This is a genomic window from Sphingomonas psychrolutea (assembly GCF_014636175.1).
GTDB lineage: Bacteria > Pseudomonadota > Alphaproteobacteria > Sphingomonadales > Sphingomonadaceae > Sphingomonas > Sphingomonas psychrolutea.
The window spans coordinates 141,223-167,513 of sequence record NZ_BMDW01000001.1 but is presented as its reverse complement, the minus strand read 5'-3'; the positions used below and the strand labels follow the sequence as shown (position 1 = coordinate 167,513).

Sequence of the window (26,291 nt, the reverse complement as noted above, 5' to 3'; positions counted from 1 at the left end):
CAGGGCGAGTCATTCCGCGCTGCCCTTTTCATTTGTGCTGTCCTCGCCCTTCCCACGCGGCTTCGCCGAGCGGGCCCCTTCCCTCTCCCGGAGGGAGAGGGAGATTGCGGCGACTACACCTTCCCGATTTTCCATGACGTCGTTGTTCGAGAAGCGCAGAACGCGGCACCCTTCGCCTTCGATTATTTTGGTCCGGCTTGCATCGCGCCCGGCCTGATCGGCATGCGTGTCGCCATCCACTTCAATTACCAGCTTCTCCGAAAAGCACAGAATGTCGGCATAGAATGGCCCGACCGGTGCCTGATGCCGCCACTTCAGCGTCGGAAATGTCTCACGTAACGCCCGCAGCAACCAACGCTCGGGTTCGGGCGCGTCACGACGGAGTTGTCGCGCACGGGGAACGGTGCCGGAGGGCTGGTTGTCGTAAAGGCGCATCGCCCTCACCCTTCCGCGGCTTCGCCGCTCCCTCCCTCTCCCACAGGGAGAGGGAATTTGGGTGCGCCGCAACCCCTCTCCCTGTGGGAGAGGGAGGGGCCCATTGCGTCAGCAATGGGAGGGTGAGGGTGACTTAACGCCGCCACCTCACTGACACGCCAAACATTCATCGTAATTCTTCACTTCGATGTCGAATTGCGGCTTTTCGATCGTGTTGTCGGCCTCGACCCCGCCGGCGAAACCGGCGCGCTGCACCGATTTGGAGCGGAGATAGTAAAGCGACTTGATGCCCAATTCCCACGCGCGGAAGTGGAGCATGAGCAAGTCCCACTTCTCGACATCAGCGGGGATGAACAGGTTGAGCGAGGTCGCCTGATCGATATAGGGCGTGCGGTCGGCCTGGAGCTCGATCAGCCAGCGCTGGTCGATCTCGAAGCTGGTCTTGAAGCAATCCTTTTCCTCGGTGCTGAGGAAATCGAGATGCTGGACCGAGCCGCCTTGTTCGAGGATCGAATTCCACACCGCGTCGCTGTTCTTCGATTTCTCGTTGAGCAGCTTTTCGAGATACGGATTCTTGATCGAGAAGCTGCCCGACAGCGTCTTGTGGGTGTAGATGTTGGCGGGGATCGGCTCGATGCACGCCGAGGTGCCGCCGCAAATGATGCTGATCGATGCGGTCGGTGCGATCGCCATCTTGCAGCTGAAACGCTCCATCACGCCCATGTCGGCGGCATCGGGGCAGGGACCGCGCTCGGTCGCGAGGTGCATCGAGGCTTCGTCGACCTGGCCCTTGATGTGCTTGAACATGCGCAAGTTCCACGACTTGGCCATCGCGCCTTCGAACGGCAGCCCGCGCGCCTGCAGGAAGGAGTGGAAGCCCATCACGCCGAGACCCACGGAACGCTCGCGCATCGCGGAGTAAGCGGCTTGCTCCATGCCGGGTTCGGCGCGGTCGATGAAATCCTGCAGGACGTTGTCGAGGAAACGCATCACGTCCTCGATGAAGCCCTTTTCGTCCTTCCACTGGTCCCACGTCTCGAGGTTGAGCGACGACAGGCAGCACACCGCGGTGCGCTCATTGCCGAGATGGTCCTTGCCGGTCGGCAGCGTGATCTCGCTGCAAAGGTTCGAGGTCGAGACCTTGAGGCCGAGATCGCGGTGATGCTTGGGCATCGCCTTGTTCACGTGATCCGAGAAGATGATGTACGGCTCGCCGGTGGCGAGGCGCGTCTCGACCAGCTTCTGGAACAGCGAGCGCGCATCGACGGTGGCGCGCGCCGAGCCGTCCTTCGGGCTGGTCAGCGTCCATTCGCTGCCCGCGCGGACCGCTTCCATAAAGGCGTCGGTCAGCAACACGCCGTGATGCAGGTTGAGCGCCTTGCGATTGAAATCGCCCGAGGGTTTGCGAATTTCGAGGAACTCCTCGATCTCGGGATGCGACACGTCGAGATACACCGCCGCCGAACCGCGGCGCAGCGAGCCCTGCGAAATCGCGAGCGTCAGCGAATCCATGACGCGGACGAACGGGATGATGCCGCTGGTCTTGCCGTTGAGGCCAACCGGCTCGCCGATGCCGCGGACATTGCCCCAATAGGTGCCGATCCCGCCGCCGCGCGACGCAAGCCAGACATTCTCGTTCCAGGTGTCGACGATGCCGTTGAGGCTGTCAGGGACCGAGTTGAGGAAGCATGAGATGGGCAGGCCGCGCCCGGTGCCGCCGTTCGACAGGACGGGCGTCGCGGGCATGAACCACAGCCGCGAAATATAGCTGTAGAGCCGCTGCGCGTGGCCGGCATCGTCGGCATAGGCCGACGCGACGCGCACGAACAGATCCTGGAAGGTTTCGCCGGGCAGCAAATAGCGGTCCTTGAGCGTGTCCTTGCCGAAATCGGTGAGCAACGCGTCGCGCGAATGGTCGACCTCGACCGGGTAAAGCTGCGCGCGCACTTCCTTTGAATCACCGCGCGCGGCGAGTGTGCGGTTTGCGCCGCTCGTGTCGCTGACGGGCGGGGCTGCGCTGGTCGTCAGCGCCTCGATCGTATCGGTGGCCATGTCCGTATTCGCTTCCCTGCTGTCCCGAAAATCCATCGTCATCGCCTTCGTCTTTCCCGCCACATATCGAACCGGAGCGCCGCCATTTCACAATGGGCGTTCCCGGTCCGTTTGAAGCGGGGGGCCGAACCCCCATGCTATCATTTCCGGGCGACCACACGAGAACAAAATAGGTCCGCCCCGCGCTATAAACACAGGCCAGGACGTCTCTGCAATATGGGGTTGCAGGCTCTGTTCTACCAGTTCTTGGGTTCGCCCCCGAACTCAACCCCAACAGATTGTGCCGGATCGCTCGGCGGCGCAAGTCGGTAAATGACAAATTAGCGACTCAACTCGTCGCTATTTTGACTCGGTTCACAGCAAGTCCCGATCGGCCCTATCGTGCGACGCGCGGTCAAAGCTGGCGTTGGCGAAACGCAAGAGACCGAAGCGGGAACATGACGTTTTTTTCACACGTCGGATGAATGCGACGTCCGAAGCGATTGCGGTAGGTCGACGGCCGCAGCCAAGCCCCCGAGACTCGCAGATTCGAGCGTCAGCGTGCCGCCATAGAGCGTCGCAAGCTCGTACGCGATCGACAGGCCGAAGCCATGGCCGTCACCGCGTTCGTCGAGTCGCTGCCCGGCGGCAAGCGCTGCGACGCGCGCTTCGGGCGCGATGCCGACGCCGTCGTCGGCGATGCATAGGCGGATGAAGCGCGGGTCTGCTCCAACCGCGGCGGTGACAGTGATTCGAGTGGCGGCCCAGCGCCACGCATTGTCGAGCAGATTGCCGATCAGTTCGTCGAGATCCTGCCGGTCGACCGCGACGCTGAGATCGGGCGCGATCTCCACGTTTGCGGTGACGCCGCGCTCGGCATGGATGCGGGCGAGGGCGTCGGTCAGGTCGGCGAGCACGGGCGCGAGCGCGGTGGCGACGCGCATCCCGCCGCCCGGCGTTGCGGCGCGCGCGCGGCCGAGATGGTGGCGCACCGCGTGGTCAATTCGGTCGACCTGTTCGCGCAAAAGGCCGTCGGGGTCGTGCGGCGGGAGCGCGAGTGCGAGCGTCGCGAGCGGGGTTTTGAGCCCGTGCGCGAGATTGGCGACATGGCCGCGGGCGTTGGCGAGCGCGGCGGCATTTTCGGCAAGCAGCGCGTTGATCTCGCTCACGAGCGGGGCGAGCTCGCTCGGCTGGTCTTCGGGCAGCGCGGCGGCCTTGCCGGCGCGGATCGCAGTGAGGCTTTCGCGCATCGCCTTGAGCGGGCGCAGGCCGATGCGCAGTTGCACGAGTGTCGCCGCTGCCAGCGCGAGGCCGAGCAGCAGCAGCGAGCCGAGCAGCGGCATCATGGCGGCGCGCAAGGGACGATCGACGATCGCGCGTGGAGCGGAGGCGGTGATGCGGACGGGGCCGGCGGGGGTGGCGAGCATCAGGCTGCGCGCGTGACGCGGGCCGTCGTGATCGCGCCAATCGAGCGCGCGCGCGCGGTTCCGATCACGACGGTCGTGCCAGTCGAGGAAAGAATTTGGCGGCCCGAGCATCGCGCCGAGATCGGGCGGGGCAGGCGAGGCGGTGGTGCGGCCCGCTGCATCGATTCGCCAACCCCAGCCGCCGCGCGGATCGTCATAGGGGGCAGCGAGGATCAGGCGGCGGCGGTCGATCCCGCCATCGGGGCGGACGGCTTGCGCGAGCACTGCGATCTGCGCGTCGAGCCGATCGTCGAGCCCGCGCATCACGAACCGCTCGAGCACGGCGCCGATCGAAAAGGCGGCAAAAGCGAGCGCGGCCAGCGTGGCGATCAGTGCGGTGGCGAGGAGGCGGCCGTAGAGCGAGCGGGGGAGGAGGTTCATGTTCGCCCACCGTGTTCTCCCGCGAAAGCGGGAGTCCAGGGCTGCAAACACAATGCGTGTGGCTCTGGACTCCCGCTTTCGCGGGAGAACAACAAGGATCGCGTAACCCCCATCATCCCACCACCCGATACCCGCGCCCGCGCACCGTTTCGATCCGCTCTGCGCCGATCTTCTTGCGCAAGCGGCCGACGATCACTTCGAGCGAATTGGAATCGGGATCGGCATCGCCTTCATAGACATGGTCGAGCAAGTCGAGCCGATCGACCACCACGCCCTTGCGCAGCATCAGCGTCGTCAGCACGCGCCATTCGAGCGCGGTGAGGCGCAAGGGCAGTCCGTCGCGCTCGACCTGACCGGTCTGTGCATCGAACGCGACCGACCCGCAGACGATGCGCGCGGCGGCGTGGCCAGCGGCCCGGCGTACCAGCGCGCGCAGCCGCATGACGAGCTCCTCGACGCGGAACGGTTTGGTGAGATAATCGTCGGCTCCGGCGCGGAAACCGGAGACCTTTTCCGACCAGCCGTCGCGCGCGGTGAGGATCAGCACGGGCAGCGCGCGCCCGGCGGCGCGCCATTCTTCCAGCACGGTGAGACCCGATTTGATCGGCAGCCCGAGATCGAGCACTGCCGCGTCATAGCTGCCGGTGTCGCCGAGATGCGCGCCATCCTCGCCATTCGCGGCCACATCGACCGCGAAATGTTCGGCGCGGAGCGCCCGGGCGATGCCGTCGGCGAGCGCGGTGTCGTCCTCGACCAGCAGGATGCGCATGCATGTGTCCTTTGATCCGGTTGCTAGGCCGCGTCGCTAAACCGGGGCTGAACCGGCGGGTTCAGCGGGGTGGTGGGGTGATCCCCTAAAAAGGGCAACACCAACCACCAAGGAATGCCGATAATGACCGATTACATCGAAGGACCGACCCCGACCCCAACCCCGGCCGCACCGAAGCGTGCGCGGCGCTTTTCCACGCAGACCGCGCTGGTTGCCGCAGCGTTGCTCGCGGTCGGGGTCGGTGGTGGGGCGACGTTCGCGCAGCTGAGCGCGCCCGCGGCCGAAATGGCGCCGGCCAACCCGGTGGCGATCAGATCACTGGCGGATGGCGGATCGATTGTCACGGTGCGGGGCAAGGTCGCCGAAATCTATGGCCGTGCCTTCATCCTGGCCGATGGCAGCGGGCGGGCGCTGGTCGAGGCGGGGCCGCGTCACGGTTTCATGGGGGGCGAGTCGAGCCTGGTCGCCATTGGACAAACGGTAACGGTGCAAGGGCCGTTCCGTGACGGGACGATCCACGCCTCGTTCCTCGTCGGCGCGGACGGCACGGTGACGGCGTTGCGACCGATGGGGCCACCGCGTGGCGGGCCGGGGGGGCCGGGTGGGCGACACGGCCCGCATAGAGGTCCCGGCGGAGCCGAGGGCTTCGGTCCAGATCGGGGGCCGGACCGTGGGCTGGATGATGGCGCGGACGGCGGGCCGGATGGGGCGGGTGCGCCGCCGCCGCCAGCTGCTGCTGCGGTGACGGCGAACAGCGCGGGCTGAGCGATTTGCTCCCCTCCCTGGAAGGGAGGGGAGCAAGGGCACGCCCGCCCGTCTAGGGGGGAGCTAGCGCATCCTACCCCGCCTTGCGCAACGGCACCGGTGCCGTTGCCAGACGTTCCATGTTGAAGGTCTCGGCGAATTCGAGGCCGGCCTTGCCGTCGGCAGCCCAGCGCAGCGTCGCCGGGAACATCTGGTCCTCGAGCAACTCGATCAGCACGTCGAGATCGCCGGTGCCGTCCTCAACATCGATCCCTTCGATCATCACGCCGGTCGCGGAGATGTTGCGGATGCGCACTTCGCCGACCACGTCGCCCGATTGGATGCGCGCGGTGCGCAGCATTGCGGTGCGAGGGGATCGGCTGATCCGATACCCGCTCGCGGTCGCCATTCCGTCCGCGATCGCCAAATGCATCAGCACGTCGGCGGCGCGCGCCGGCTTGCCGTAGACATAGCCCTGAATATGGCTGCAGCCGAGTTCGCGGATCAGTGTGACTTCGTCGTGATTTTCCACGCCTTCCGCGGTCGTCTCCATGCCGAGCGTATCGGCCAGGCTGACGATCGCCTTGATGATCGCGGCGTTGCGATTGCCCGCGATCGTCGCGCCTTTTACGAAGCTCTGATCGATTTTGATCTTGTCAAACGGCGCCTTTTTCAAATAGCCGAGCGAGGAATAGCCCGTCCCGAAATCGTCGAGCGCGAGGCGGACGCCACAACCTTTGAGCGTCCTGAACATCTGTTCGGTCGTGGCGGTTTCATCGACAAACACGCCTTCGGTGATTTCGAGTTCGAGCCGGTGCGGCGCGATCCCCGACTTCGCGAGCGCCGAGGTGACGATCGCGGGGAGCGCGGCGTTGGCGAACTGGATCGGCGAGACGTTGACCGCGACGCGGACGTCGTTCGGCCAGCCCGCCGCTTCGATGCACGCCGTGCGCAGCACCCACTCGCCGATCGCCTCGATCAACCCGCAATCCTCGGCGACAGGAATGAAGTCGGTCGGGCTGATCAGGCCGCGCGTCGGATGTTCCCAGCGCAGCAACGCTTCATAGCCGACGATCCGTTCGGAACGCGTACTGACCACCGCCTGATAAACGATGTAGAACTGGTTGCTCGCCAGCGCATTGCGCAGATCGTCCTCAAGCTGCTTGCGGCTTTGCGCGCCGACCAGCAGCTCGTCGCGAAAAAAGCGGTGGATGCCACGCCCGTCGCCTTTGGCGGCATAGAGCGCGAGATCGGCGTTGCGGACCAGCGTTTCGGCATCGGTCCCGTCATCGGGCGACAGCGCGACGCCGATCGAACAGCCGATGCTGATTGCCGATCCGTCGATGCTGTAGGGCTGCGACAAGTCGAAGATCACGCGGCGCGCGAGCTCGCTCAACGTTTCGCGGTCGGCCATCGTCGGCAGGATCACCTGAAATTCGTCGCCGCCGATGCGGCCGACCAGCCCGGCCTCACCGATCGTGCGCTGCAGCCGTTGCGCGACTTGCCGCAGCAGCGCGTCACCGGTCTGGTGGCCCAGCGTGTCATTGACCGCTTTGAACCGATCGAGATCGAGCAGGAACAGTGCCGAGGAACGCATGTGTCCCGGTTGCGCCAGACGCTGCGCGAGCGTCTGATCGAGCGAGAGGCGCAGCCGCTGCCGGTTGGCAAGCCCGGTCAGCCCATCGAACAGCGCAAGACGTGTGATTTCGGCATCGGCGCGGCGGCGCTCGGTCAGATCGCTACCGCTGCCGACGAAGCCGACGAAATGACCCAAATCGTCGATCACCGGGCGACCGGAAATCGACCACCAGCGATCGAGCTTGGCATTGCTTGCCGGGCGCACCGAATAATTGGAAAAAGCAGTGCGCGACGCGAGATGGAAAGCGAGTGTCCGCTCGGTCTCAGGCGTGGCGCTGTCCATCCGGAACAAGCTGGTGAGCGGTGCCCGGATCGCGGGCGCATCGGGCAGATCGAGTTCGTTTGCGACCTTTTCGGTAAGATAGGTAATCCGTCCGTTCGCATCGCTTTGCCAGAACCAGCCGTTCGAATGCGCCTCGAACTCGGCGACCAGGCGCGATGCCATCCGCCCTTGCGCTTGCTCCACCTCGCGCCGCGAGCCGGCGCGACGATCGAACACTCCAAGCCGATAGGTGGCGACGGCGAGGCACAGCAAGAAGCATAGCCCGATGCCAAATGCCGTGCCGAAGCCGTCGCGCACGCCGAGCATGCCGACCAGACCGAGCGCGAAGCCGAGCGTCGCCGCGCGTACCGGATGCAGCGCGATGATCGTCACGATGATCGCGCCGAATACGGCGACGAAGCTGATCAAGGGAAACGCGCCAGACCCTGCTGCGACGGTTGCATAGAGCAACGACAGCAAGGCCGCTGCGATCCCGGTACCGACGAGCGTGGCGATGCGTACATGGACATAAGGCGACCACCGCCGCGCCCGGGGATGCGCGACCGCGGCGAGCAGGAGCAGGCCCAGCCCCGCAATTACGCCGCCCCATAGTACCACCACCATCATTGCGCGCAGGCCGTCGTGGCGCGATTCCCAACAGACAATCGCCGGCGCAGCGCTCGCCACGACGAGCGCGAACGGCCAGGTCGAGGCCAGCCGCCGCACCTGTATCCGGAGCGCATCGCGGTGCGGTTCCGATGCGCGCGCACCGGGAACCAGATCGGTCCGAAACGCCGTCAACGCAAAGGCCAGGGCCTGGAGGGGATTGAAACGGGACCGCATCGCGTGTTGCCTAGGCCGCGAACCTTGCCAAAGTGCCTGCGGCCCATGGTAAACGATCGGTAAGGATAGACTGGATCATGCATAAAGCGAGTAGCTTGGCGGCAGGCGTGCGGGCGCATAGAGGGAGCGCAGACGCCAGCACCGAAAGCCGCTTCATGACGACCATCATCCGCCAAGCCGATCTGATCGAGAGCGTCGCCGACGCGCTGCAATTCATCAGTTACTACCACCCGATGGATTATATCCACGCGCTGGGTGCCGCGTATGAGGCCGAGCAAGGCCCCGCCGCCAAGGACGCGATCGCGCAGATTTTGACCAACAGCCGGATGTGTGCCGAAGGGCACCGCCCGATCTGCCAGGATACCGGCATCGTCAACGTCTTCCTCAGATGGGGGATGGACTGCCGCTTGGACGAGACCGGCCGATCGTTGCAGGACGTGGTCGATGAAGGTGTGCGGCTGGCCTATCTCAATCCCGATAACAAGCTGCGCGCCTCGGTACTGGCCGACCCGGCGTTCACGCGGCGCAATACCAAGGACAATACGCCGTGCGTGCTGCACGTCGAGATGGTGCCGGGTGCGAAGGTCTCGGTCGATGTCGCGGCGAAGGGCGGCGGATCGGAGAACAAGTCGAAGTTCAAGATGATGAACCCGTCCGATTCGATCGTCGACTGGGTGCTCGAAATGCTGCCGCAAATGGGGGCGGGCTGGTGTCCGCCGGGGATGCTCGGCATCGGGGTCGGCGGGACGGCGGAGCAGTGCGTGCTGTTGGCGAAGCAAGCGCTGATGGAGCCGATCGACATGGCACCGCTCAAGGCGCGCGGGCCGAAGAATGACATCGAGGCGCTGCGCATCGAGATTTTCGACAAGGTCAACGCGCTCGGCATCGGCGCGCAGGGGCTGGGCGGGCTTTCGACCATTTTGGACGTGAAAATCCTCGACGCGCCGTGCCATGCCGCCGGCAAGCCCGTCGCGATGATCCCGAATTGTGCCGCTACGCGCCACGCCCATTTCGTGCTCGACGGATCTGGCCCAAGCTTCCTCGAAGCGCCCAAGCTCGATGAGTGGCCCAAGGTCGACTGGCAACCCGACAGCGCCGCGATCCGCGTCGATCTCGACACGCTGACGCCTGCCGACGTGCAGGGGTGGAAGCAAGGCGACCGGCTGCTGCTCAATGGCAAGATGCTGACCGGGCGCGATGCCGCGCACAAGCGAATCAAGGACATGCTCGATGCGGGCGAGCCGCTGCCGGTCGATTTCGCGGGCCGCGTGATCTATTATGTCGGTCCGGTCGATCCGGTCGGCGATGAAGTCGTTGGCCCGGCGGGCCCGACCACGGCGACGCGGATGGATTCGTTCACGCGGATGATGTTGGGGCAGGGTCTGCTCGCGATGGTCGGCAAGGCCGAGCGCGGGCCCGATGCGACCAAGGCGATCGCCGAGGGGAAATCGGCCTATCTGATGGCGGTCGGTGGTGCTGCCTATCTGGTCGCGCGCGCGATCAAGGGATCGAAGGTCGTGGGCTTCGCGGACCTCGGCATGGAGGCGATCTACGAATTTGAAGTGGTCGATTTCCCGGTGACGGTGGCGGTCGATTCGACAGGGGCGAACGTTCACCAACTGGCACCCTTGATGTGGAAGGAAAAGATCGCGCGCGAGGGGTTGCTGGTCACCTGATCGGCGCGCCCGCGCTAGGCGTCTTCCTCCTCGTCGATCGGGCGGGTTGCCCAGCTCGCGTGGAGAGTGGGTACGCTGGACCACATCGTCATAAGATAGACGGCGGACGATGTCAGCGCGCGGAGCGAATCCGGCGCCGACCACGCCTGGGACAACGTGAGCCAACAGAGCAAGACGAGCCCGAAAATCGAGATTGCGCTGATCGCCGAAAAGGTGGCGAAATAGGCGTTGTGTCGCACCTGACGATCCCACTCATCGACGCGGGCTCCGGACCATGGTTTGATCGGGCCGAAAAGGGGCAGGATAGTGCCGAGCGAAAAGCCGACCATCAGCAGCGTGTAGCCCAGCCAGTAGAGCTGGCGATCGGCGAGCAGCAGCACCATGCCGACGCTGGCCAGACCAAGCGTAATGATCGGCAGGATGCGGAGGTGATAGCGCGGCTGACGGCCCTCGCCCATCGCTTCCAACAGTTGCGGAATTCCGGTCCAGCGAACGCTGTCATCGGCATAGTCGGCGAACGTCTTGCGGGTCATGGGGTGTCTCCGGCGCGGCGCAGCACTGCGGCCACGCTTTCGAAAGGGGTGAAGGAAAACAGGTGTTCGACCGCGACGCCGAAATAGGCCGCGATCTTCATCGCCAGCTCGAGGCTCGGCTTGTAATCGCCGCGCTCTAGATAGCCGATCGTCTGCGGGTTGACCCCGACCGCGTCCGCCAAGGTGCGACGCGAGATGCCGCGCTCCGCGCGAAACAGCGCAATTCGATTGTAAATTTCCGCATTCATGTCGGTTTCTATATCATATTGTTGTGTATAAACAACGATTCGTTTGCGAACGATGGAGAATGCGCTGCATAGATGTGGGCCGCATCGATGGGCTCGATGCGGCTGCCTGCGTCGCACTGCGGGACGGGCTTGGGATGGCGGTCGCGCGATGCTACACGCGCGCCGGGGAGAAAATGCTTGGCGTCTGAGGGGGCAGTGCGGACTTACGAAGCTTCGCTCGACCGGGCCGGGCTCGCGCTCGGCGCGGGCGGGCTGGTGGGTGGCGTCTTCGCGGCGGCGCTGGTGAGCGTCGGTAGCGGGCTTGCCCCGCTCGAACTGCTGGTGGGGTTCGTCATCGGCGTGCTGATTACCACGATGGCGGCGGTCGCGATCGGTGGCCCGGTCGGGCTGCTCTGCCATGCGATCGGCTGGCGCGGGCCGGGGGTGGCGGTCGCGGTCGGTGGGCTGGCGGGCTTTGCTTTATTTCTGGGCGGCCAGACTTATGGTTTTGGCCTGTTCGACATGCCGGTCAGCGACACGCAGACCTTGCTGTTCCGCTGGATGAGCGCGGTCGCGACCAGCCTGATCCTGGCGCTGGTCGCCGCGCTGATCGGCTGGACGATGTGGCGCGTGGCGTATCGCCGGGTGCGCTGAGCCGGTTACGGCTTCAGGCCCGCTTCCGGCACGCTGGGGTGCCCCGCGGGGAGCTCGGGCGGGGTGATGTCGCCCGGCTTGCAATCGCCGCCCCGGATGGCGCGCACGCGCATCTCCATCGTGCCTTGCGTCTTGCCGGCCGCATCTGACCCGACCATCGTCATCGTGATGTCCTGCACGGTGGCTGCGTTGCTGCCGATGGCGGTCAGTTTCATCGAACCGCCCCCCGCCTGCTTGCACACCGCATCGAAGCCGATCGACGGACCGGTCGTGTCACGATTGCTGAAGGTACAATTCTGCCCGCGCGATCCCATCTGTTCGAGGTTCTTGCCTAGATCCTCCTTCGCCACCGCGGCGGGGGTGACGCAAATCGACAGGCCCGCCATCGTATCGAACATCTTCTGCATCTGCAGCCGCGTCGCGGGCGTTGCGCCTTTGCCCTCGAGTTTCAGGATTTCGACCTTTTGCGACCAGCTGCCGGGTTGCCGCTTGATCTGCGCCTCGGGCCCGCACGCGACGGCGAAAAGGGGGAGGGCGAGGATGGCGATGTTGCGAAGGGACATGGCGGGGAAACTCTCCGGGCGGCGCGGCGCCGGGAGGGCGACGGGCTGGGTGGGGTCATCCTCCCAAGATTGGCGCGCTATGGCAATCGCGGATTGATTGGCGAGGGTTTGGCCAAGCTGAGCGTGGAATGTAACGTTGTTCTTGCAATGTTCTCATTTTTCTGGTAGCGTGTCTTACTCTTTGATCAGGGGGAGTGGGTATGCCGGGAGGGCTTCAGCGCAGATCGCGCGACACCGCGTTTTCGATCTATTTGCGCACGGGACAGCGGGTCGCGGTCGGGCCGATCGAACTCAAATTCAATCCGTATCACGATCCGAGGAACGGGCGCTTTACGTTCGCACCGGGTGGCAGCGTGGGCAATGCGGCACCCCGTAGAGCCGCCCGTCCAACCCCCGGAAAAACGCCGCCCAAGCCCGTAAAGTGGGGTGGTGATTCTTTCGCAGGCGGGGGTGGCGGGTCCGGTGGTGGTGCTGGCGCGACCGGCGACGGGTATTGGCTAAACCCAAAAGAGGTCGCGGACTTCAAGCGAAAGCATCCCACGATGAAACCCGTGGTCGTCGAGCCCGGCGACACGATGCATTCTGTGGCGCGAGCTAACCATCTGACCGCAGCGGAACTGGCGTCGGCCAACCGGATGTCGGTGGATGCGAAGCTCAAGCCGGGCGACGTGTTGGCGATCCCATCCCCGAAATCACGCGCGCCGAAGGCTGCTCCAGCGCCGGATTTGACCGCGCCGGTGACCGGTGTGGTCGCAACGCGAGACCCGTATCGGCATCAGGTTAGAAATGGCTATGATTACGCGATCGACGACGGCGACAGGATGCGGCGGGCAAAGGGGGTGCTATCCAATGAGACAGCGAGGCGGTCGCGCCGCAATCAGGCGGCGGCTGGCGGGACGGATCGTTTGCCTAGCGATGACGGTGGCCATTATATTGCCGCTCGCTTCAACGGGCCACGCGATGCGTTCAACCATTTCGCGCAAGACTCAAATTTCAACCGCGGCGCATATCGCCAGCTCGAAGAGCGCTGGGCGAGGGCGCAACGTGCCGGACATCGCGTCTATGTCGATATCGTTCCCGAATATCGAGGCGCGTCGAAGCGACCGTATGCGATCGAAGTCACTTGGTATGACAACGGTGAGCGACGCTTTAGGGCGTTCTCGAACAGCAAAAAGGGCCAATAGGATGGCGGACAAATTTGATAAACTCGGCCCGATCTTCGATGAAATCGGCCATGAATTGGGTCGAATTGTTGGTGGAGATCCCGACAAGACCTATCTCTATGCAGAGCTACAGGAGGGTGTCGTAGGCGCGGGCGTTTTCAAGGATGAGGGGAACAGCGTTCGCTATTTTGATCCAAGTCGCCCGTTGATCGATCTGCTCATCGAAGCATGGGAAACCGAAGAGCCGGGCAAGCGCTGGGAAGTGATCGAGTATGCGGTAGTCGGCAAGGAATTCGACGCGGTCTTCAAATTTCCAGAGGAATTGAACCCGGATGAATTTGAGGATGAGCGACGCGATGTGGCGTTGCACGCGCGCTATGGCGACAAGCCTGTGATCTATCCGCCGATGCCGGAGCACTGACAGCCACGCCTCGGTTGGCTATCGCGCGCACCCTCTGGAACAAACCCGGTCCGGTCGCCATATTACTCCAATGGCTATCCAGATTCGCACCTCGCTCGACGAACCCGAGACCGGGCAGAGCTTTATCCCGCACCGCCCGGCGCGGCCCCCCAAGGCGGAAGGCGGGCGGCCGTTCAAGATCGTGTCGGAATACACGCCGGCGGGCGACCAGCCGACTGCGATTGCCGAGCTGGTCGCGCAGACCGAGGCGGGCGAGCGTGATCAAGTGCTGCTCGGCGTCACCGGATCGGGCAAGACCTTCACGATGGCCAAGGTGATCGAGGCGGTGCAGCGACCGGCTTTGATCCTGGCGCCCAACAAGATCCTCGCGGCGCAATTGTATGGCGAGATGAAGTCGTTCTTCCCGGACAACGCGGTCGAATATTTCGTCAGTTACTACGATTACTACCAGCCCGAAGCCTATGTCGCGCGCAGCGACACCTATATCGAGAAGGAAAGCTCGACCAACGAGGCAATCGACCGGATGCGGCACGCCGCGACGCGCTCGCTGCTCGAACGCGACGACGTGATCATCGTGGCGTCGGTGTCGTGCCTGTACGGCATCGGATCGGTCGAGACCTATTCGGCGATGATCTTCGACCTCAAGAAGGGCCAGGTGGTCGATCAGCGCGAGATCGTGCGCAAGCTCGTCGCGCTGCAATATAAGCGCAACGACACGGCGTTCCAGCGCGGCAGTTTCCGCGTGCGCGGCGATGCGCTCGAAATCTTCCCGTCGCATTATGACGACACCGCGTGGCGCGTGTCGTTCTTCGGCGACGATATCGAGGAGATCGTCGAGTTCGATCCGCTGACCGGCAAGAAGATCGCCAGTCTCAATTCGATCCGCATCTATGCGAACAGCCATTACGTCACGCCCGGCCCGACGCTCAAACAGGCGATGGAGGCGATCAAGTTCGAGCTACAGGAACGGTTGAAAGAGCTGATCCCCGAGGGCAAATTGCTCGAGGCGCAGCGGCTCGAGCAGCGCACCAATTTCGATCTCGAAATGATCGCGGCGACCGGATCGTGTGCCGGGATTGAGAATTATTCGCGCTTCCTCACGGGGCGGATGCCGGGCGAGCCGCCGCCGACCTTGTTCGAATATCTGCCCGAGAATGCGCTGCTGTTCGTCGACGAAAGCCATCAGACGATCGGGCAGATCAACGGCATGTCGCGCGGCGATCACCGGCGCAAACTCACGCTTGCCGAATATGGCTTCCGCTTGCCGAGCGCGATCGACAACCGGCCGCTGCGCTTCAACGAATGGGACGCGATGCGCCCGCAGACGACCTATGTCTCGGCGACGCCGGGCGCGTGGGAAATGGAGCAGACCGGCGGGGTGTTCGCCGAACAGGTGATCCGCCCGACCGGGCTGATCGACCCGCCGATCGAGATCAAGCCGGTCGAGGAGCAAGTGCAGGACCTGATCGTCGAGGCGCGCAAGACCGCCGAGGCGGGGTATCGCACGCTCGTCACCACGCTGACCAAGCGCATGGCCGAGGATCTGACCGAGTTCATGCACGAAGCGGGCATTCGGGTGCGCTATATGCATAGCGACGTCGAGACGCTGGAGCGTATCGAGCTGATCCGCGACCTCCGGCTCGGCGTGTATGACGTGCTGATCGGCATCAACTTGCTGCGCGAGGGGTTGGATATCCCCGAATGCGGGCTGGTCGCGATCCTCGATGCCGATAAGGAAGGGTTCCTGCGCTCGGAAACTTCGCTGATCCAGACGATCGGCCGCGCGGCGCGCAACGTCGACGGGCGCGTGATCCTCTATGCCGACCGGATCACGGGTTCGATGGAACGCGCGATGAACGAGACCAGCCGCCGCCGCGAGAAGCAGCGGCTGTACAACGAAGCGCACGGCATCACGCCGACGACGATCAAGCGCAACATCGGCGATATCATCAAGGATGTGTCGAACCGTGATCAAGTAACGATCGAAATCGATGAGGACCGTCCGCACATGGTGGGCCACAATCTGCGCGCTTATATCGAGGATCTGGAGAAACAGATGCGCGCAGCGGCGGCGGATCTGGAGTTCGAGACGGCGGGCAGGTTGCGCGATGAAATCCGGCAATTGGAGCAGGAGGAACTTGGGCTGCCGGTCGACCAGCAGAAGCTGCCGGTGATGGGGCGGTCGAACGAGGGCAAGCCGGGGACCCGAAAAACGCGGTATGGGAAGAGCCAGAAGATGCGGGCGGGGATGGCGGGGAGTTCGCGGCGGGCGCGGTGAGGACGGCTAAAGGGTCGCCAGCTTTTGTGGTTGTGACGCGATGGTGTAATCTCGGATAATCTCGGGAAAGGAGCTTCCCGGTGACCGACGACTTTGACAAGCGCAGCTTTGTCCTTTACAAAGGACAGGTAAATGAGGTTCGGCAAACGTCCGAATTCCACGAGTGGCTCACATCTCTGCGCGATCTGCAGGGTCGGGCGCGTGTTTTCGATCGACTGCTGCGCGTTGCCGATGGCAATTTCGGCGATGCCAGGTCGGTCGGCGAGGGTGTCGAGGAGTTACGGATGCGTTTTGGCCCAGGGTATCGGGTCTATTTCAAACGCCAGGGTAGCGCGGTCGTTTTACTGTTGGCAGGCGGTGACAAAAGCGGCCAACGGCGTGATATTGCCAAGGCGATCAAACTGGCAAAGCGAGAAGATTATGGCGCTGAAAACGACGATCTTTGATCCGGCCGAATATCTCGATACCGAGGAAGAAGTGATTGCCTTTCTCGATGCGTCGATGGACGGCGGTGATGCGCAGCATATCGCGCGCGCGCTGGGGATCGTCGCGCGCTCGAAAGGCATGACCGAAATCGCGCGTAAGACCGGTGTCGGGCGACAGGCGCTCTATACCGCGCTATCCGAGAATGGGAATCCGACGCTGGCAACGCTTACTGCCGTGCTTGCCGCGATGGGTTTGCGTCTGAGCGTTTCGCGCGACGCGGCCTAACCACTCACCCCAGCGACAAATCCTCACCCGCCACATCATAATATTTCGACACGCGGTCGGCATAGGCCTGGTCGAACTCGGGCGCGTTGGCCGCCCAGCTTGGGCCGCCTTCCAACACGCGGCGGTCGATCGTCACCACATAGGTATCGTTGACGGGGTCGAATTGCAGCAGCGAAAAGGGCAGCGGGTAGTACGCCTTGCCCATGCCGAGGAAGCCGCCGATCGTCAGCACCGCGTACAATGCCTGCCCGCTGCGCTTGTTGACCATCAGCGTGTAGAGCGTGCCGATCTTGTCACCGTCGCGGCTGCGCACCGCAATCGCGTCAGATTTGTTGGCTTGCAGCAGCAATTGGGTCGGTTCGGTTTGGGCCATCGTCTTTCCTCAATATCGGTGGCGTAACGGTGCGGGGACCGTGGCGGTTCCTCAATCTTCGGAAATCAGGCTGGTCCGTTTGGTTTCAGGCAGCAGCCAGAAGCACAAGGTCGTCATCGCCAGGATGATCGCGACGTACCAGTAGAAGCCGCTCTCAACATGCGCTTGCTTGAAGCGGAGCGCGACATATTCGGCGGTGCCGCCGAACAGCGCATTGCCGAGCGCATAGGGCAGCGCGACGCCGAGTGCGCGGATGTGGGCGGGGAACAGCTCGGCCTTCACCAGTGCGCTGATCGAGGTATAAGCCGCAAGCAGCAGCAGCGGGATCATGATGATGCCGAACGCCGCCACCGGATCGCGTGCTATCGCGAGCGCGCTGAACACTGGGACCGACACCAAAGTACCGCCAACCCCGAACAGCAACAGCATCGGCTTGCGCCCAACCCGATCGGCCAAACTCCCGAACAGCGGCTGGACGAGCATGAAGACAACCAACGCCGCCGTCATGATGCCGGTCGCGGTCTGGATCGAGAAGCCGGCGGTATTGGCGAGGAATTTCTGCATGTAGGTGGTGTAGGCGTAGAAGGCCAAGCTGCCGCCGGCGCTGATGATCGCCACGAGCACGAATTCGCGCGGGTGGGCGCGCCACAGCGCCGCCGCGCCCGACGCGGGGCGATCCTTGGAAAGCGCCTCGAACGACGCCGTCTCGGCCAGCCGCCGCCGCAGCAGATAGACCCCGAACGCCAGTGCCGCGCCGAGCAGGAAGGCGATGCGCCAGCCAAAGTTTTCCATTTCGGCCTTGGTCAGTAGCGCTTGCAGGATCAGCGTGACGGCGAGCGAGGTGAGCTGTCCGCCGATCAGCGTGACATATTGGAAGCTCGACCAGAAGCCGCGATGCTGTCGCGTCGCCATTTCGGAAAGATAGGTCGCGCTCGCGCCATATTCGCCGCCGACCGAGAGGCCCTGAATCATCCGTGCGATGAGCAGGATGATCGGCGCGGCGAGTCCGATGCTGGCATAATTCGGCACGAAGGCGATCATCAGCGAGCCGGCGCACATCAACGCGACCGAGACCGCCAAACCGGCTTTGCGGCCATGGCTGTCGGCATAGCGGCCCATGACATACGCGCCGATCGGCCGCATGAAGAAGCCGACCGCAAACACCGCCGAGGTGCCAAGTAATTGCGCGGTGGCGTCGCCCTTGGGAAAGAAGGAAGCGGCGAAATACAGCGAGAGCGAGGTATAAGCGTACCAGTCATACCATTCGACGAGATTGCCGGCCGATCCGCCGATGATGGCGCGTAACCGTTTCGCTTCGAGTGCCATCATCATCCCCTGTAAGACGCGCACAAGAGGCGAAATCGCGACGAGGCGCAAGATCGTCCGGGGATGCGTGGTTGAGCCGGGATGCCGCATGTCGCATAGACAGGGGCATGCGCTTGACCTTTGCCCCGCTCGCTGTGCTGGCAGCTACCCTTTTCATCTCCGGCTGCGTCAGCCCGCCGGCGCCGCCGCGCCCGGCACCCGAGCCCGTCGCCCCGCCCCGCTCCACGCCACCTGTATCGCCCAAGCCGCAGGGGGCGGATTGGCGCGATTGGGCGGTCACGCCGGGCGACTGGGCCTATCGCGCCGATACGCGTGGGTCGACCGCCGTGTTTGGTGCCGCGCGGGGGGACGCGCTGTTGACACTGCACTGCGACCGGACGGCGGGGATGGTGTATCTGTCGCGCAGCGGTGCGGTGGCAGCACCGCTGACGCTGCGCACGTCGAGCCTTGAGCGGACGGTGCCCGTGCAACCGAGCGGCGCATCGGTCTCAGCCACGTTGACGGCGCGCGATCCATTGCTCGACGCGATGGCGTTTAGTCGCGGGCGCTTCATCGTCGAGCAGCCGGGCGCGACGACTTTGGTGGTACCGGCCTGGGCCGAAGTGGCGCGCGTGATCGAGGATTGCCGAGGCTGAGCGCGCGTTTCGCGGTGCTTTGGGCAGGCGGAAGAGAATCGTCCAAAACCCGGAATATTACAAGACTTGTTTCGTAAAATTTTATGATTCAAAGAGGTTTCGTGCCCAGGCCTGGGCACGTCGTTTTAACTAGCGAAAGGAGGTGATCCGATGTCTCATGGTTCAGCAAAGGGGTCGGTTCAGTTGGTTTGGAGGACGCACCTTTAAGCCCTTTGGGATGACGGCGGGGGGTATTCTTCCCCAAACAACGCCGCCGTCTATCGGGGTTTTCAGGTTTCGCATGGTCCTCCAAGCTGGAGCTTCCGGCCGCTGACCATGTCAGGAGGTTGCCGGGGTGTCGTGAGACCCCCGGCAGCCTCTTTTCATTTGGGGCGAAGGCGCGCGCCGCGCGCCGGTGCCCGCAAAGGCGGGCATTGCCCCAAACGGCCGGCGGGTTACGCGCCAGCGAGAACCCGACCGACGGCTTTGCCGGCGGCGCGTCGGTGTTGCGGACATCAAAGGCAAGCGTATCTCAATCGTCACCCCGGCCTTGTGCCGGGGTCCACCGCGCAGCAAGATAGTGCCCAAGAGGATCGAGATCCGCATGAGATCAAGACAGTCTGGCACGGGATGATCTTGCCGTCGCGCTTGGCCTACCGCCCCTCACCGTGTGATCGCGGAACGGTGGACCCCGGCACAAGGCCGGGGTGACGGTTGGGGAGACGTCCGCACCCAATCCCCGCCTTGCCCTCGACCGCATTCTCCCCGAAGATACCCGACACGCGCCGCCACGAGCGCGTCGATGTTCAAAGGGTTCCGATTATGCGCACCGTCCTTCTATCGCTGCTGCTCGCCTCCGCAGCCGCCCCGCTCGCGGCGCAGACCGTGCCTGCGGTCGAGGAGAAATCGATCGACCAATTGCAGGCGATGATGGCGGGGGGCACGTCGTCCGAGGCGATCACCCAGGCTTATCTCGCGCGGATCGCAGCGATGGATCGGACCGGCCCGACGCTCCGCGCGGTCATCGTCACCAATCCCGACGCGATCGCCGAGGCACGCGCGAGTGACGCGCGACGCAAGGCCGGTAAGGCACTCGGCGCGCTCGACGGTGTGCCGGTGCTGATCAAGGATAATATCGAAACCAAGAACCCGATCGCGACCACGGCGGGGAGCCTCGCGCTGAAAGACAATGTCACGCTGCGTGATGCGCCGCTGGTCGCGAATCTGCGTGCGCAGGGCGCGGTAATCCTCGGCAAGACCAACCTCAGCGAATGGGCGAATATCCGTTCGACCAATTCTATCAGCGGGTGGAGCGCGGTCGGCGGGCTGGTGCGCAATCCGTATGCGCTTGATCGGACTTCGTGTGGATCGTCGAGCGGCTCGGGTGCGGCGGTGGCGGCAAGCTTTGCCGCAGTGGCAGTGGGGACCGAGACCGACGGATCGGTCGTCTGCCCGGCGTCGATGAACGGGTTGGTCGGGTTGAAGCCGACGCTCGGCATGGTCAGCCGTACGCATGTCGTGCCGATCAGCCATAGCCAGGACACCGCCGGGCCGATGGCGCGCAGCGTGAAGGACGTGGCGATCCTGTTCGCCGGGATGGTCGGGGTCGATCCGGCCGATCCCGCGACGACGCGCCAGCCGCAATATCGTGTTGCGCCGACCGGCTTCGTCGAGGGCCTGAAAAGCGCGTCGCTCAAGGGCGTGCGCGTCGCGGTGCTGCATCCCGACATGCCGGCGATCCTGAAGGCGCAATATGAGGCGGCGCTTGGGGTGTTGAAAGCGCAGGGTGCGGTACTGGTCGATGTCGAGCAGCCCAAGCTCGACGGACTCGGCGCGGCCGAGGGGATGGTGCTGCATGTCGAGTTGAAGGCCGATCTCGACGCCTATCTCGCCACCACACCCAAGGCGGTCAAGGTGCGCACACTCGACCAGGCGATCACCTTCAACGAAGCGAACAAGGCGACCGAAATGCCGTTCTTCGAACAGGAAACCTTCATCGAAGCGGCGAAGACCGATGGCCTCGCCAATCCCGAATATCTCGGCGCGCGGGCGAAATCGCTGCGGCTTGCAGGGAAAGAGGGGATCGACGCGATGCTGGCCAAGGCGAATGCGACGATCCTGGTCGAGCCGACCTATGGTATGCCGTGGCTGTCCGACACGGTTTATGGCGACAATTTCAACGGTCCCTCGGCGAGCGAATTGCCCGCGGTGTCGGGCTATCCGCATTTGACCGTGCCGATGGGGCTTGTGCGCGGCGTGCCGGTTGGGCTGTCGTTCATCGCGACCGCATGGGCCGATCGCGCGGTGCTCAATGCGGGTTATGTCTATGAGCAAGCGGCGAAGGCGCGTGTGGCGCCGACCTATGCGGCGACCAATGATGCCGGGCCGGGGCTGGCGGGCGTGCGCTGATCGCCTCCCCTCCCTTGCAGGGAGGGGGGCCTTGGGGTTACCGCTCCAGCAATTCCTGCCGGACGTGGATCGCCGACAGCGAGATGCGGACCTCGATCAGGAAGCTGACGAGCGACGCGATGAGCAGACCCATCGCCAGGATGAACGATAGCGCCACCACGGTGCCGATGTGGAGCTTGACCAGTTCGGCGACGAACAGCAACGCGACGACGATGCAGGTCATCACCGCGCTCGACACGGCGAGCACCAAAGCGCGGTTGATCACCGACATGCGCCGGTCGAGCAGGCGCAGTTCCCAGACGTGGCGCTCATGCTCGGGTCCGCTCGACAGCGGATGCAAATCCTCGAGCGACCGCGCGCGATCGACCACGCGGGCGAGGCGACCGACCAGTACGTTGAGCAACGCCCCGATTCCCGCCAGCATAAAGACGGGCGAGAGCGAGAGCTGGATCGTCTGCGCGATCGTGGTGACGCCGGGAATGGAGAACATCGCCGCCTTCTGCGGTGCGGCGCGTCGCGACGCAAGCCGGGCCTGCACGGAATGGTAACCCGTATGCGCTAACCCTTTGCGACATGACGAATTCTATGTGCCTTGCCGACTTCACGCGCTTGCCGTCGCAGACGCGCGCGGTCGTGCTCGACGGGCTGGCCGGGGCGATCGACACCGTGGCCGAGCATGCTGCCCCGACCCATGGGTTCCTGCGCTATGCCTGGTTCGCGGCGGCGCTTGCGGCTTACGGCGGCGCGGCACGCACGATCGTGGTTGAGGAGGATGACGTCCCGGTTATCGCCTTGCCGATTGTCGGCGTCGGTCCGGCGGTGGCAGGGATGGCGACGGTGCCGGGCAGCTATTGGCCATTCCGCAGCTTTCCAATGCATGAGGATGCGGGGCCACGCGCGATCGATGCGCTGCTCGGGGCGCTGGCAGGGGCGGTGACGGCGCTGCGGATCGGGCCGGCCTATGATCACGACCCGGCGCTGGCACCGGTCCTGGCGCGCGCGCGGGCAAAGGGTTGGGCGGTGCTCGATCGCTTCGTTGCCGACAGTTTCGTGTTCGATCTGCAACAACCCGATTGGCCGCGCGGATCGAGCTTGCGCAAAAATCGCTTCCACGAAAAACATCTGGCCGATCACGGCGCGCTCGACTGGTCGTTTCCGGAGGCGGGTGAATGGCCAGCGACGTTCGATGCGATGGCGACGGTCGAGCAGAAAAGCTGGATCGCGGCACGGACCGATGGCCGCGACGCGAAGTTTACCGAGGCCGGCCACGGCGGCTTCTGGCGCGAGGTCGCGTGCGATCCGGTGCTGGCAAAGATGCTGTCGGCGGCGCTGCTGACCGTCGATGGGCAGCCGGCGGCGTTCTCGTTCGATCTCGATTGCGGGGCGACCAAATATGCCATCGCCAACAGTTATGATCCCGCCTTTGCCAAACATTCGCCGGGCAAGCTGCTGTACTATCGCAACCTCATCCGCGCGCGCGGCCACGGTATCCGCACCGTCGATTGGGGTGCGGGCGATAGCGGGTATAAACAGACGATCGGCGCGGTGCAGGGGCCGGTGCTGCGCGACTGGCTGCTGGTGCGACCGGGGTTGTCGGCGATGGTCGGCCGCATGCTCAAAGGGTGGTGGGGCGCGAGCGGCAACCCCGGTTGAGGCCGAACCGCGTGTCGTGCGTTGGTGCGGTTATGGATGAGATTGAACGCCTGCGCCTCGCAATGGAAGCAGCCGCCGCCGCGCTCGATTTCGAGCAAGCACGGCGGTTGCGCGATCAACTCTCCTTGCTGCGCGGCGGGGCGAGCCTCGTCGATGCGGCGGCTGCCGATACTGCTGACATGATCCGTCAGCAGCCCGGCGCGATGGGGCTGGGCAGCAGCCAGCAGCGCATGACGCCCCCGCCGGGGTGGCAAAAGCCCAAAAAGCCCGACCCGATGACGCGCGCGACCGGGCGGCGTCAGACGCGCAAGTAGCGGAAGTACCAAACTTCGCGACCTTGCCGCCGCGCCTTGCGTTCGTAGCGCGTCTCGGGCCAGTCGTCGGGGCGCGTCAGAAAGTCGGCCGGGCCTTTTGCGGTCCATGCGAAATCACGCCGCTGATTCAGGACCATCATCGCCCAGCGGCAATAGGTCGGATCGTCGGTGCCGAGCCTAAATTCGGCGCCGGGCTTCAACTTTGCGGCAATCAGGTCGAGCGGACCGTGGTTGATCATGCGACGCTTGGCATGGCGCGCCTTTCGCCACGGATCGGGGTGGAGCAAATAGACGCGGGAAAGCGAGCCGTCGGGCAAGCGTTCGAGCACGTCGAGCGCATCGCCCATGTGCAGCCGGACATTGTCTAGCGCCGCGTCACGGATATGGCTGAGCGCGCCGACGACGCCGTTGAGGAACGGCTCGCACCCGATGAAGCCGGTGTCGCGCCGTGCGGCGGCTTGCCCCGCGAGATGCTCGCCCGCGCCGAAGCCGATTTCGACCTCAAGCGGCCGGTCTTCGCCGAACAGGCTGGCGGCGTCGATCGGCCCGGTTTCGGGCACGCTGATCTCGGGCAGCAATTGCTCGACGAGATCGGCCTGGCCGAGGCGCAATTTATGCCCCTGGCGGCGGCCATAGAGGCGGCGGGTGGTCATCGGATCAGTCATCCGTCGTGGCTCTAGCGAAGCCCGGCCACGGAGCAAAGCGCCGTCGGCATCGTTACAGGCGATCAACGATATCGGGCGACACACTTTGGCGGACAACGAAGAGAAGAATGGCGAGACAGGGACGGTCGAGGACCTGAAGTCTGCCAACGCGCTGGAACTCCACCGCGCGGTGCGGGAGGAAGGGCAGGCGGAACTCGAGCGGCCGACCGGGTCGCTGTTCTGGTCGGGCGTGGCGGGCGGTTTGGCGATCACGGCATCGCTCGTCGCGGAAGGGGCGATCGCCGCGCATACCGCGCCCGGCCCGGCGCGACCGTTGTTACTGGCGATCGGCTATCCGATCGGATTTCTGATCGTCATTCTCGGGCGGATGCAATTGTTCACCGAAAGCACGGTCACCGCGATGCTCCCGTTGGTCAACGCTCCGTCCTGGGGTGCTACGGGGCGGACGCTGCGGTTGTGGAGCGTGGTGCTGGCGGCAAACTTCATCGGCACCGCGCTTGCTGCGGCTGCCTTCGCGTTCCTGCCGCTGGGCGATGCGGCATTGCACGCCGGGATGCTCGAAGTGTCGATGAAGATCACCGAACACGGCCCGCTTGCCACCTTCGTCAATGCCGTGCCCGCCGGGTTCCTGATCGCGATCGTTGCGTGGACACTTCCCAATGCACGCGAACAGGCGTTTTTCGTGGTGTTCGGGATCGTCTATGTCGTCGCGATCGGCGGGTTCAGCCATTCGGTGGTCGGCTCGACCGAGACGTTCCTGTTATTGTTCTCGGGCAAGATCGGTGGCGCGCAGGTGCTCGCATTCCTGGCGCCCGCGGTGCTCGGTAATCTGTTCGGCGGGGCCGGCCTGTTCGCCCTCCTCGCACACGCTCAGGTGCGCGAGGAGGGCGTGTAACTCAGGCCACCGCCGCCTTCAGCGCATCGACCAGATCGGTCTTTTCCCAAGTGAAGCCGTCGGCATCGGGTTCGCGCCCGAAATGGCCGTAGGCCGCCGTGCGCTTGTAGATCGGCTGGTTGAGATTGAGATGCTCGCGAATGCCCTTGGGGGTCAGGCGGACCAGCTTGGGCAGCACTTCCTCGATCTTGGCTTCGGGCACGGTGCCGGTGCCGTGCAGATCGACATAGAGCGACAGCGGCTCGGCAATGCCAATGGCATAGCTCAATTGGATCGTGCAGCGGCGCGCGAGGCCCGCCGCGACGACGTTCTTTGCCATGTAGCGCGCGACATACGCCGCCGAGCGATCGACCTTGGTCGGATCCTTGCCGCTGAACGCGCCGCCGCCGTGCGGGGCGGCACCGCCGTAAGTGTCGACGATGATCTTGCGGCCCGTCACGCCGGCATCACCATCCGGCCCGCCGATTTCGAAGGCGCCGGTCGGATTGATGTAGATCGCGGTATCGGCGCTGATGAAGCCGTCGGGCAGCACGTCGTGCAACACGCCGCTGACATAGGTGTGGAGCTCTTCGTACAGCGCCGGGTTGGCATTGTCGCCTTGCAGGCAATAGCCTGCCTTGTGCTGGGTCGAGACGACGAGCGCGGTCGCGCGGACCGGGACTTCGTCCTTATATTCCAGCGTGACCTGGCTCTTGGCGTCGGGCTCGAGGAAGGGCGCTGCGCCCGAATGGCGATCGGCCGCCATGCGTTCGAGGATCTTGTGGCTGTAATAGAGCGTCGCGGGCATCAGGCCCGGCGTCTCGTCGGTGGCATAGCCGAACATGATGCCTTGATCGCCAGCGCCCTCATCCTTGTTCGCGCCTTCATCGACGCCCATCGCGATTTCCGCCGACTGGCCGTGGAGGTTGTTGTGGAACGCGAACGACTCCCAATGGAAGCCCGATTGCTCATAGCCGATCTCGCGCACGGTGTTGCGCACCGCCGCCTCGATCTCGGCGAGCGCGCCATCGGCCCACTGACCATTCTCATACACGCCCTTGCAGCGGATTTCGCCGGCGAGAACGACAAGATTGGTGGTGGTCAGCGTTTCACACGCGATGCGTGCGTACGGGTCCTTGCCGAGGAACAGATCGACGACGGTATCGCTGATCTGGTCGGCGACCTTGTCGGGATGGCCTTCGGAAACCGATTCGGAGGTGAAGAGAAAACTGGAACGCATGCGTGAAATCCTCAAAGGTTGAGGAGAG

At 64.4% G+C, this 26,291-nt stretch carries 26 protein-coding genes; 13 read left to right on the top strand and 13 right to left on the bottom strand.

The window, feature by feature from the left end; translation table 11 throughout:
• Window positions 1–9 precede the first annotated feature (9 nt).
• From IEV62_RS00800 to IEV62_RS00785, 4 genes are all read right to left on the bottom strand, one after another.
• On the bottom strand, window positions 10–435 hold the full coding sequence (locus tag IEV62_RS00800; protein WP_188444866.1) for an endonuclease domain-containing protein: 426 nt from the start codon (window positions 433–435) through the stop codon (window positions 10–12).
• Window positions 436–582: 147 nt separating this feature from the next.
• Complete coding sequence (locus IEV62_RS00795) at window positions 583–2,523, bottom strand: ribonucleoside-diphosphate reductase subunit alpha (RefSeq protein WP_188444865.1); 1,941 nt, start codon at window positions 2,521–2,523, stop codon at window positions 583–585.
• Window positions 2,524–2,936: 413 nt separating this feature from the next.
• On the bottom strand, window positions 2,937–4,313 hold the full coding sequence (locus tag IEV62_RS00790) for an ATP-binding protein (protein ID WP_188444864.1): 1,377 nt from the start codon (window positions 4,311–4,313) through the stop codon (window positions 2,937–2,939).
• A gap of 112 nt (window positions 4,314–4,425) precedes the next feature.
• Window positions 4,426–5,082 carry a response regulator gene (locus tag IEV62_RS00785; protein WP_188444863.1) on the bottom strand — a complete coding sequence of 219 codons (657 nt, stop codon included), beginning with the start codon at window positions 5,080–5,082 and terminating at the stop codon, window positions 4,426–4,428.
• Between the two features lie 123 nt (window positions 5,083–5,205).
• Here IEV62_RS00785 and IEV62_RS00780 point away from each other — a divergent pair, with 123 nt between their 5' ends.
• Window positions 5,206–5,847 (top strand): hypothetical protein, encoded by a 642-nt coding sequence (locus tag IEV62_RS00780; protein WP_188444862.1) that lies wholly within the window; start codon window positions 5,206–5,208, stop codon window positions 5,845–5,847.
• Between the two features lie 73 nt (window positions 5,848–5,920).
• Here the strand turns inward: IEV62_RS00780 and IEV62_RS00775 are convergent, their stop codons facing one another.
• Window positions 5,921–8,569 carry a putative bifunctional diguanylate cyclase/phosphodiesterase gene (locus IEV62_RS00775; RefSeq protein WP_188444861.1) on the bottom strand — a complete coding sequence of 883 codons (2,649 nt, stop codon included), beginning with the start codon at window positions 8,567–8,569 and terminating at the stop codon, window positions 5,921–5,923.
• A gap of 155 nt (window positions 8,570–8,724) precedes the next feature.
• On the opposite strand from IEV62_RS00775, the gene IEV62_RS00770 reads away from it, so the two are divergent.
• Window positions 8,725–10,245 carry a fumarate hydratase gene (locus IEV62_RS00770; protein ID WP_188444860.1) on the top strand — a complete coding sequence of 507 codons (1,521 nt, stop codon included), beginning with the start codon at window positions 8,725–8,727 and terminating at the stop codon, window positions 10,243–10,245.
• A gap of 14 nt (window positions 10,246–10,259) precedes the next feature.
• Here IEV62_RS00770 and IEV62_RS00765 read toward each other — a convergent pair whose 3' ends face one another.
• Together IEV62_RS00765 and IEV62_RS00760 are read right to left on the bottom strand one after the other, a co-directional pair.
• Complete coding sequence (locus IEV62_RS00765) at window positions 10,260–10,778, bottom strand: hypothetical protein (RefSeq protein WP_188444859.1); 519 nt, start codon at window positions 10,776–10,778, stop codon at window positions 10,260–10,262.
• Entirely contained in the window at window positions 10,775–11,026 is a 252-nt protein-coding gene (locus IEV62_RS00760) for a helix-turn-helix transcriptional regulator (RefSeq protein ID WP_188444858.1), read from the bottom strand. Before IEV62_RS00760 ends, IEV62_RS00765 begins: the two co-directional genes overlap by 4 nt.
• A 177-nt stretch (window positions 11,027–11,203) precedes the next feature.
• Between IEV62_RS00760 and IEV62_RS00755 the strand changes: the two genes are divergently transcribed.
• On the top strand, window positions 11,204–11,659 hold the full coding sequence (locus tag IEV62_RS00755; protein WP_188444857.1) for a hypothetical protein: 456 nt from the start codon (window positions 11,204–11,206) through the stop codon (window positions 11,657–11,659).
• Between the two features lie 5 nt (window positions 11,660–11,664).
• On the opposite strand, the gene IEV62_RS00750 is transcribed toward IEV62_RS00755, so the two are convergent.
• Entirely contained in the window at window positions 11,665–12,222 is a 558-nt protein-coding gene (locus tag IEV62_RS00750; RefSeq protein WP_188444856.1) for a DUF3617 domain-containing protein, read from the bottom strand.
• A gap of 542 nt (window positions 12,223–12,764) precedes the next feature.
• Between IEV62_RS00750 and IEV62_RS00745 the strand changes: the two genes are divergently transcribed.
• The 5 genes from IEV62_RS00745 (at window position 12,765) to IEV62_RS00725 (ending at window position 16,795) form a co-directional block, all read left to right on the top strand.
• Window positions 12,765–13,406 (top strand): DNA/RNA non-specific endonuclease, encoded by a 642-nt coding sequence (locus tag IEV62_RS00745; protein ID WP_229732738.1) that lies wholly within the window; start codon window positions 12,765–12,767, stop codon window positions 13,404–13,406.
• Between the two features lies 1 nt (window position 13,407).
• Window positions 13,408–13,806 (top strand): hypothetical protein, encoded by a 399-nt coding sequence (locus IEV62_RS00740; RefSeq protein WP_188444854.1) that lies wholly within the window; start codon window positions 13,408–13,410, stop codon window positions 13,804–13,806.
• A 70-nt stretch (window positions 13,807–13,876) separates the two neighbouring features.
• Window positions 13,877–16,084, top strand: coding sequence for an excinuclease ABC subunit UvrB (gene uvrB / locus IEV62_RS00735; protein ID WP_188444853.1), 2,208 nt, complete (start codon window positions 13,877–13,879; stop codon window positions 16,082–16,084).
• Between the two features lie 80 nt (window positions 16,085–16,164).
• Complete coding sequence (locus IEV62_RS00730) at window positions 16,165–16,530, top strand: type II toxin-antitoxin system RelE/ParE family toxin (protein ID WP_188444852.1); 366 nt, start codon at window positions 16,165–16,167, stop codon at window positions 16,528–16,530.
• Window positions 16,505–16,795 (top strand): addiction module antidote protein, encoded by a 291-nt coding sequence (locus IEV62_RS00725; protein ID WP_188444851.1) that lies wholly within the window; start codon window positions 16,505–16,507, stop codon window positions 16,793–16,795. The genes IEV62_RS00730 and IEV62_RS00725 overlap by 26 nt, the downstream gene beginning before the upstream one ends.
• Window positions 16,796–16,799: 4 nt before the next feature.
• Here the strand turns inward: IEV62_RS00725 and IEV62_RS00720 are convergent, their stop codons facing one another.
• Both IEV62_RS00720 and IEV62_RS00715 read right to left on the bottom strand, forming a co-directional pair.
• Complete coding sequence (locus IEV62_RS00720) at window positions 16,800–17,168, bottom strand: PRC-barrel domain-containing protein (RefSeq protein ID WP_188444850.1); 369 nt, start codon at window positions 17,166–17,168, stop codon at window positions 16,800–16,802.
• A 51-nt stretch (window positions 17,169–17,219) separates the two neighbouring features.
• Window positions 17,220–18,494: an MFS transporter gene (locus IEV62_RS00715; protein WP_188445011.1), complete on the bottom strand. Its 1,275-nt coding sequence runs from the start codon at window positions 18,492–18,494 to the stop codon at window positions 17,220–17,222.
• Window positions 18,495–18,601: 107 nt separating this feature from the next.
• Here IEV62_RS00715 and IEV62_RS00710 point away from each other — a divergent pair, with 107 nt between their 5' ends.
• Both IEV62_RS00710 and IEV62_RS00705 read left to right on the top strand, forming a co-directional pair.
• The gene (locus IEV62_RS00710) at window positions 18,602–19,129 is read left to right on the top strand and encodes a hypothetical protein (RefSeq protein WP_188444849.1); all 528 of its coding nucleotides are present in this window, start codon (window positions 18,602–18,604) and stop codon (window positions 19,127–19,129) included.
• Between the two features lie 801 nt (window positions 19,130–19,930).
• Window positions 19,931–21,517, top strand: coding sequence for an amidase (locus IEV62_RS00705; protein WP_188444848.1), 1,587 nt, complete (start codon window positions 19,931–19,933; stop codon window positions 21,515–21,517).
• 37 nt (window positions 21,518–21,554) lie between these two features.
• Here the strand turns inward: IEV62_RS00705 and IEV62_RS00700 are convergent, their stop codons facing one another.
• The gene (locus IEV62_RS00700) at window positions 21,555–22,007 is read right to left on the bottom strand and encodes a DUF2721 domain-containing protein (protein WP_188444847.1); all 453 of its coding nucleotides are present in this window, start codon (window positions 22,005–22,007) and stop codon (window positions 21,555–21,557) included.
• An 83-nt stretch (window positions 22,008–22,090) separates the two neighbouring features.
• Between IEV62_RS00700 and IEV62_RS00695 the strand changes: the two genes are divergently transcribed.
• Window positions 22,091–23,170, top strand: a complete 1,080-nt coding sequence (locus tag IEV62_RS00695) for a GNAT family N-acetyltransferase (protein WP_188444846.1) — start codon at window positions 22,091–22,093, stop codon at window positions 23,168–23,170.
• 32 nt (window positions 23,171–23,202) lie between these two features.
• The gene (locus IEV62_RS00690) at window positions 23,203–23,484 is read left to right on the top strand and encodes a UvrB/UvrC motif-containing protein (RefSeq protein ID WP_188444845.1); all 282 of its coding nucleotides are present in this window, start codon (window positions 23,203–23,205) and stop codon (window positions 23,482–23,484) included.
• On the opposite strand, the gene trmB is transcribed toward IEV62_RS00690, so the two are convergent.
• The gene (gene trmB, locus IEV62_RS00685; protein WP_188444844.1) at window positions 23,469–24,149 is read right to left on the bottom strand and encodes a tRNA (guanine(46)-N(7))-methyltransferase TrmB; all 681 of its coding nucleotides are present in this window, start codon (window positions 24,147–24,149) and stop codon (window positions 23,469–23,471) included. The two genes, IEV62_RS00690 and trmB, sit on opposite strands and share 16 nt — an antisense overlap.
• 85 nt (window positions 24,150–24,234) lie before the next feature.
• On the opposite strand from trmB, the gene IEV62_RS00680 reads away from it, so the two are divergent.
• Window positions 24,235–25,044 (top strand): formate/nitrite transporter family protein, encoded by an 810-nt coding sequence (locus IEV62_RS00680; protein WP_188444843.1) that lies wholly within the window; start codon window positions 24,235–24,237, stop codon window positions 25,042–25,044.
• 1 nt (window position 25,045) lies between these two features.
• Here IEV62_RS00680 and metK read toward each other — a convergent pair whose 3' ends face one another.
• Window positions 25,046–26,263, bottom strand: a complete 1,218-nt coding sequence (metK, locus tag IEV62_RS00675) for a methionine adenosyltransferase (protein ID WP_188444842.1) — start codon at window positions 26,261–26,263, stop codon at window positions 25,046–25,048.
• Between the last annotated feature and the right edge of the window lie 28 nt (window positions 26,264–26,291).

What these genes read in the sequence shown, in the direction of transcription:
- IEV62_RS00780 (WP_188444862.1), top strand. Translation starts at nt 5,206, where the DNA reads ATGACCGATTACATCGAAGGACCGACCCCGACCCCAACCCCGGCCGCA.
- IEV62_RS00740 (WP_188444854.1), top strand. Translation starts at nt 13,408, where the DNA reads ATGGCGGACAAATTTGATAAACTCGGCCCGATCTTCGATGAAATCGGC.
- IEV62_RS00795 (WP_188444865.1), bottom strand. Translation starts at nt 2,523, where the DNA reads ATGGATTTTCGGGACAGCAGGGAAGCGAATACGGACATGGCCACCGAT.
- IEV62_RS00705 (WP_188444848.1), top strand. Translation starts at nt 19,931, where the DNA reads ATGCGCACCGTCCTTCTATCGCTGCTGCTCGCCTCCGCAGCCGCCCCG.
- IEV62_RS00770 (WP_188444860.1), top strand. Translation starts at nt 8,725, where the DNA reads ATGACGACCATCATCCGCCAAGCCGATCTGATCGAGAGCGTCGCCGAC.
- uvrB (WP_188444853.1), top strand. Translation starts at nt 13,877, where the DNA reads ATGGCTATCCAGATTCGCACCTCGCTCGACGAACCCGAGACCGGGCAG.
- IEV62_RS00695 (WP_188444846.1), top strand. Translation starts at nt 22,091, where the DNA reads ATGACGAATTCTATGTGCCTTGCCGACTTCACGCGCTTGCCGTCGCAG.
- IEV62_RS00775 (WP_188444861.1), bottom strand. Translation starts at nt 8,569, where the DNA reads ATGCGGTCCCGTTTCAATCCCCTCCAGGCCCTGGCCTTTGCGTTGACG.
- IEV62_RS00785 (WP_188444863.1), bottom strand. Translation starts at nt 5,082, where the DNA reads ATGCGCATCCTGCTGGTCGAGGACGACACCGCGCTCGCCGACGGCATC.
- metK (WP_188444842.1), bottom strand. Translation starts at nt 26,263, where the DNA reads ATGCGTTCCAGTTTTCTCTTCACCTCCGAATCGGTTTCCGAAGGCCAT.
- IEV62_RS00750 (WP_188444856.1), bottom strand. Translation starts at nt 12,222, where the DNA reads ATGTCCCTTCGCAACATCGCCATCCTCGCCCTCCCCCTTTTCGCCGTC.
- IEV62_RS00790 (WP_188444864.1), bottom strand. Translation starts at nt 4,313, where the DNA reads ATGAACCTCCTCCCCCGCTCGCTCTACGGCCGCCTCCTCGCCACCGCA.
- IEV62_RS00715 (WP_188445011.1), bottom strand. Translation starts at nt 18,494, where the DNA reads ATGGCACTCGAAGCGAAACGGTTACGCGCCATCATCGGCGGATCGGCC.
- IEV62_RS00800 (WP_188444866.1), bottom strand. Translation starts at nt 435, where the DNA reads ATGCGCCTTTACGACAACCAGCCCTCCGGCACCGTTCCCCGTGCGCGA.
- trmB (WP_188444844.1), bottom strand. Translation starts at nt 24,149, where the DNA reads ATGACTGATCCGATGACCACCCGCCGCCTCTATGGCCGCCGCCAGGGG.
- IEV62_RS00725 (WP_188444851.1), top strand. Translation starts at nt 16,505, where the DNA reads ATGGCGCTGAAAACGACGATCTTTGATCCGGCCGAATATCTCGATACC.
- IEV62_RS00690 (WP_188444845.1), top strand. Translation starts at nt 23,203, where the DNA reads ATGGATGAGATTGAACGCCTGCGCCTCGCAATGGAAGCAGCCGCCGCC.
- IEV62_RS00700 (WP_188444847.1), bottom strand. Translation starts at nt 22,007, where the DNA reads ATGTTCTCCATTCCCGGCGTCACCACGATCGCGCAGACGATCCAGCTC.
- IEV62_RS00720 (WP_188444850.1), bottom strand. Translation starts at nt 17,168, where the DNA reads ATGGCCCAAACCGAACCGACCCAATTGCTGCTGCAAGCCAACAAATCT.
- IEV62_RS00710 (WP_188444849.1), top strand. Translation starts at nt 18,602, where the DNA reads ATGCGCTTGACCTTTGCCCCGCTCGCTGTGCTGGCAGCTACCCTTTTC.
- IEV62_RS00765 (WP_188444859.1), bottom strand. Translation starts at nt 10,778, where the DNA reads ATGACCCGCAAGACGTTCGCCGACTATGCCGATGACAGCGTTCGCTGG.
- IEV62_RS00745 (WP_229732738.1), top strand. Translation starts at nt 12,765, where the DNA reads ATGAAACCCGTGGTCGTCGAGCCCGGCGACACGATGCATTCTGTGGCG.
- IEV62_RS00760 (WP_188444858.1), bottom strand. Translation starts at nt 11,026, where the DNA reads ATGAATGCGGAAATTTACAATCGAATTGCGCTGTTTCGCGCGGAGCGC.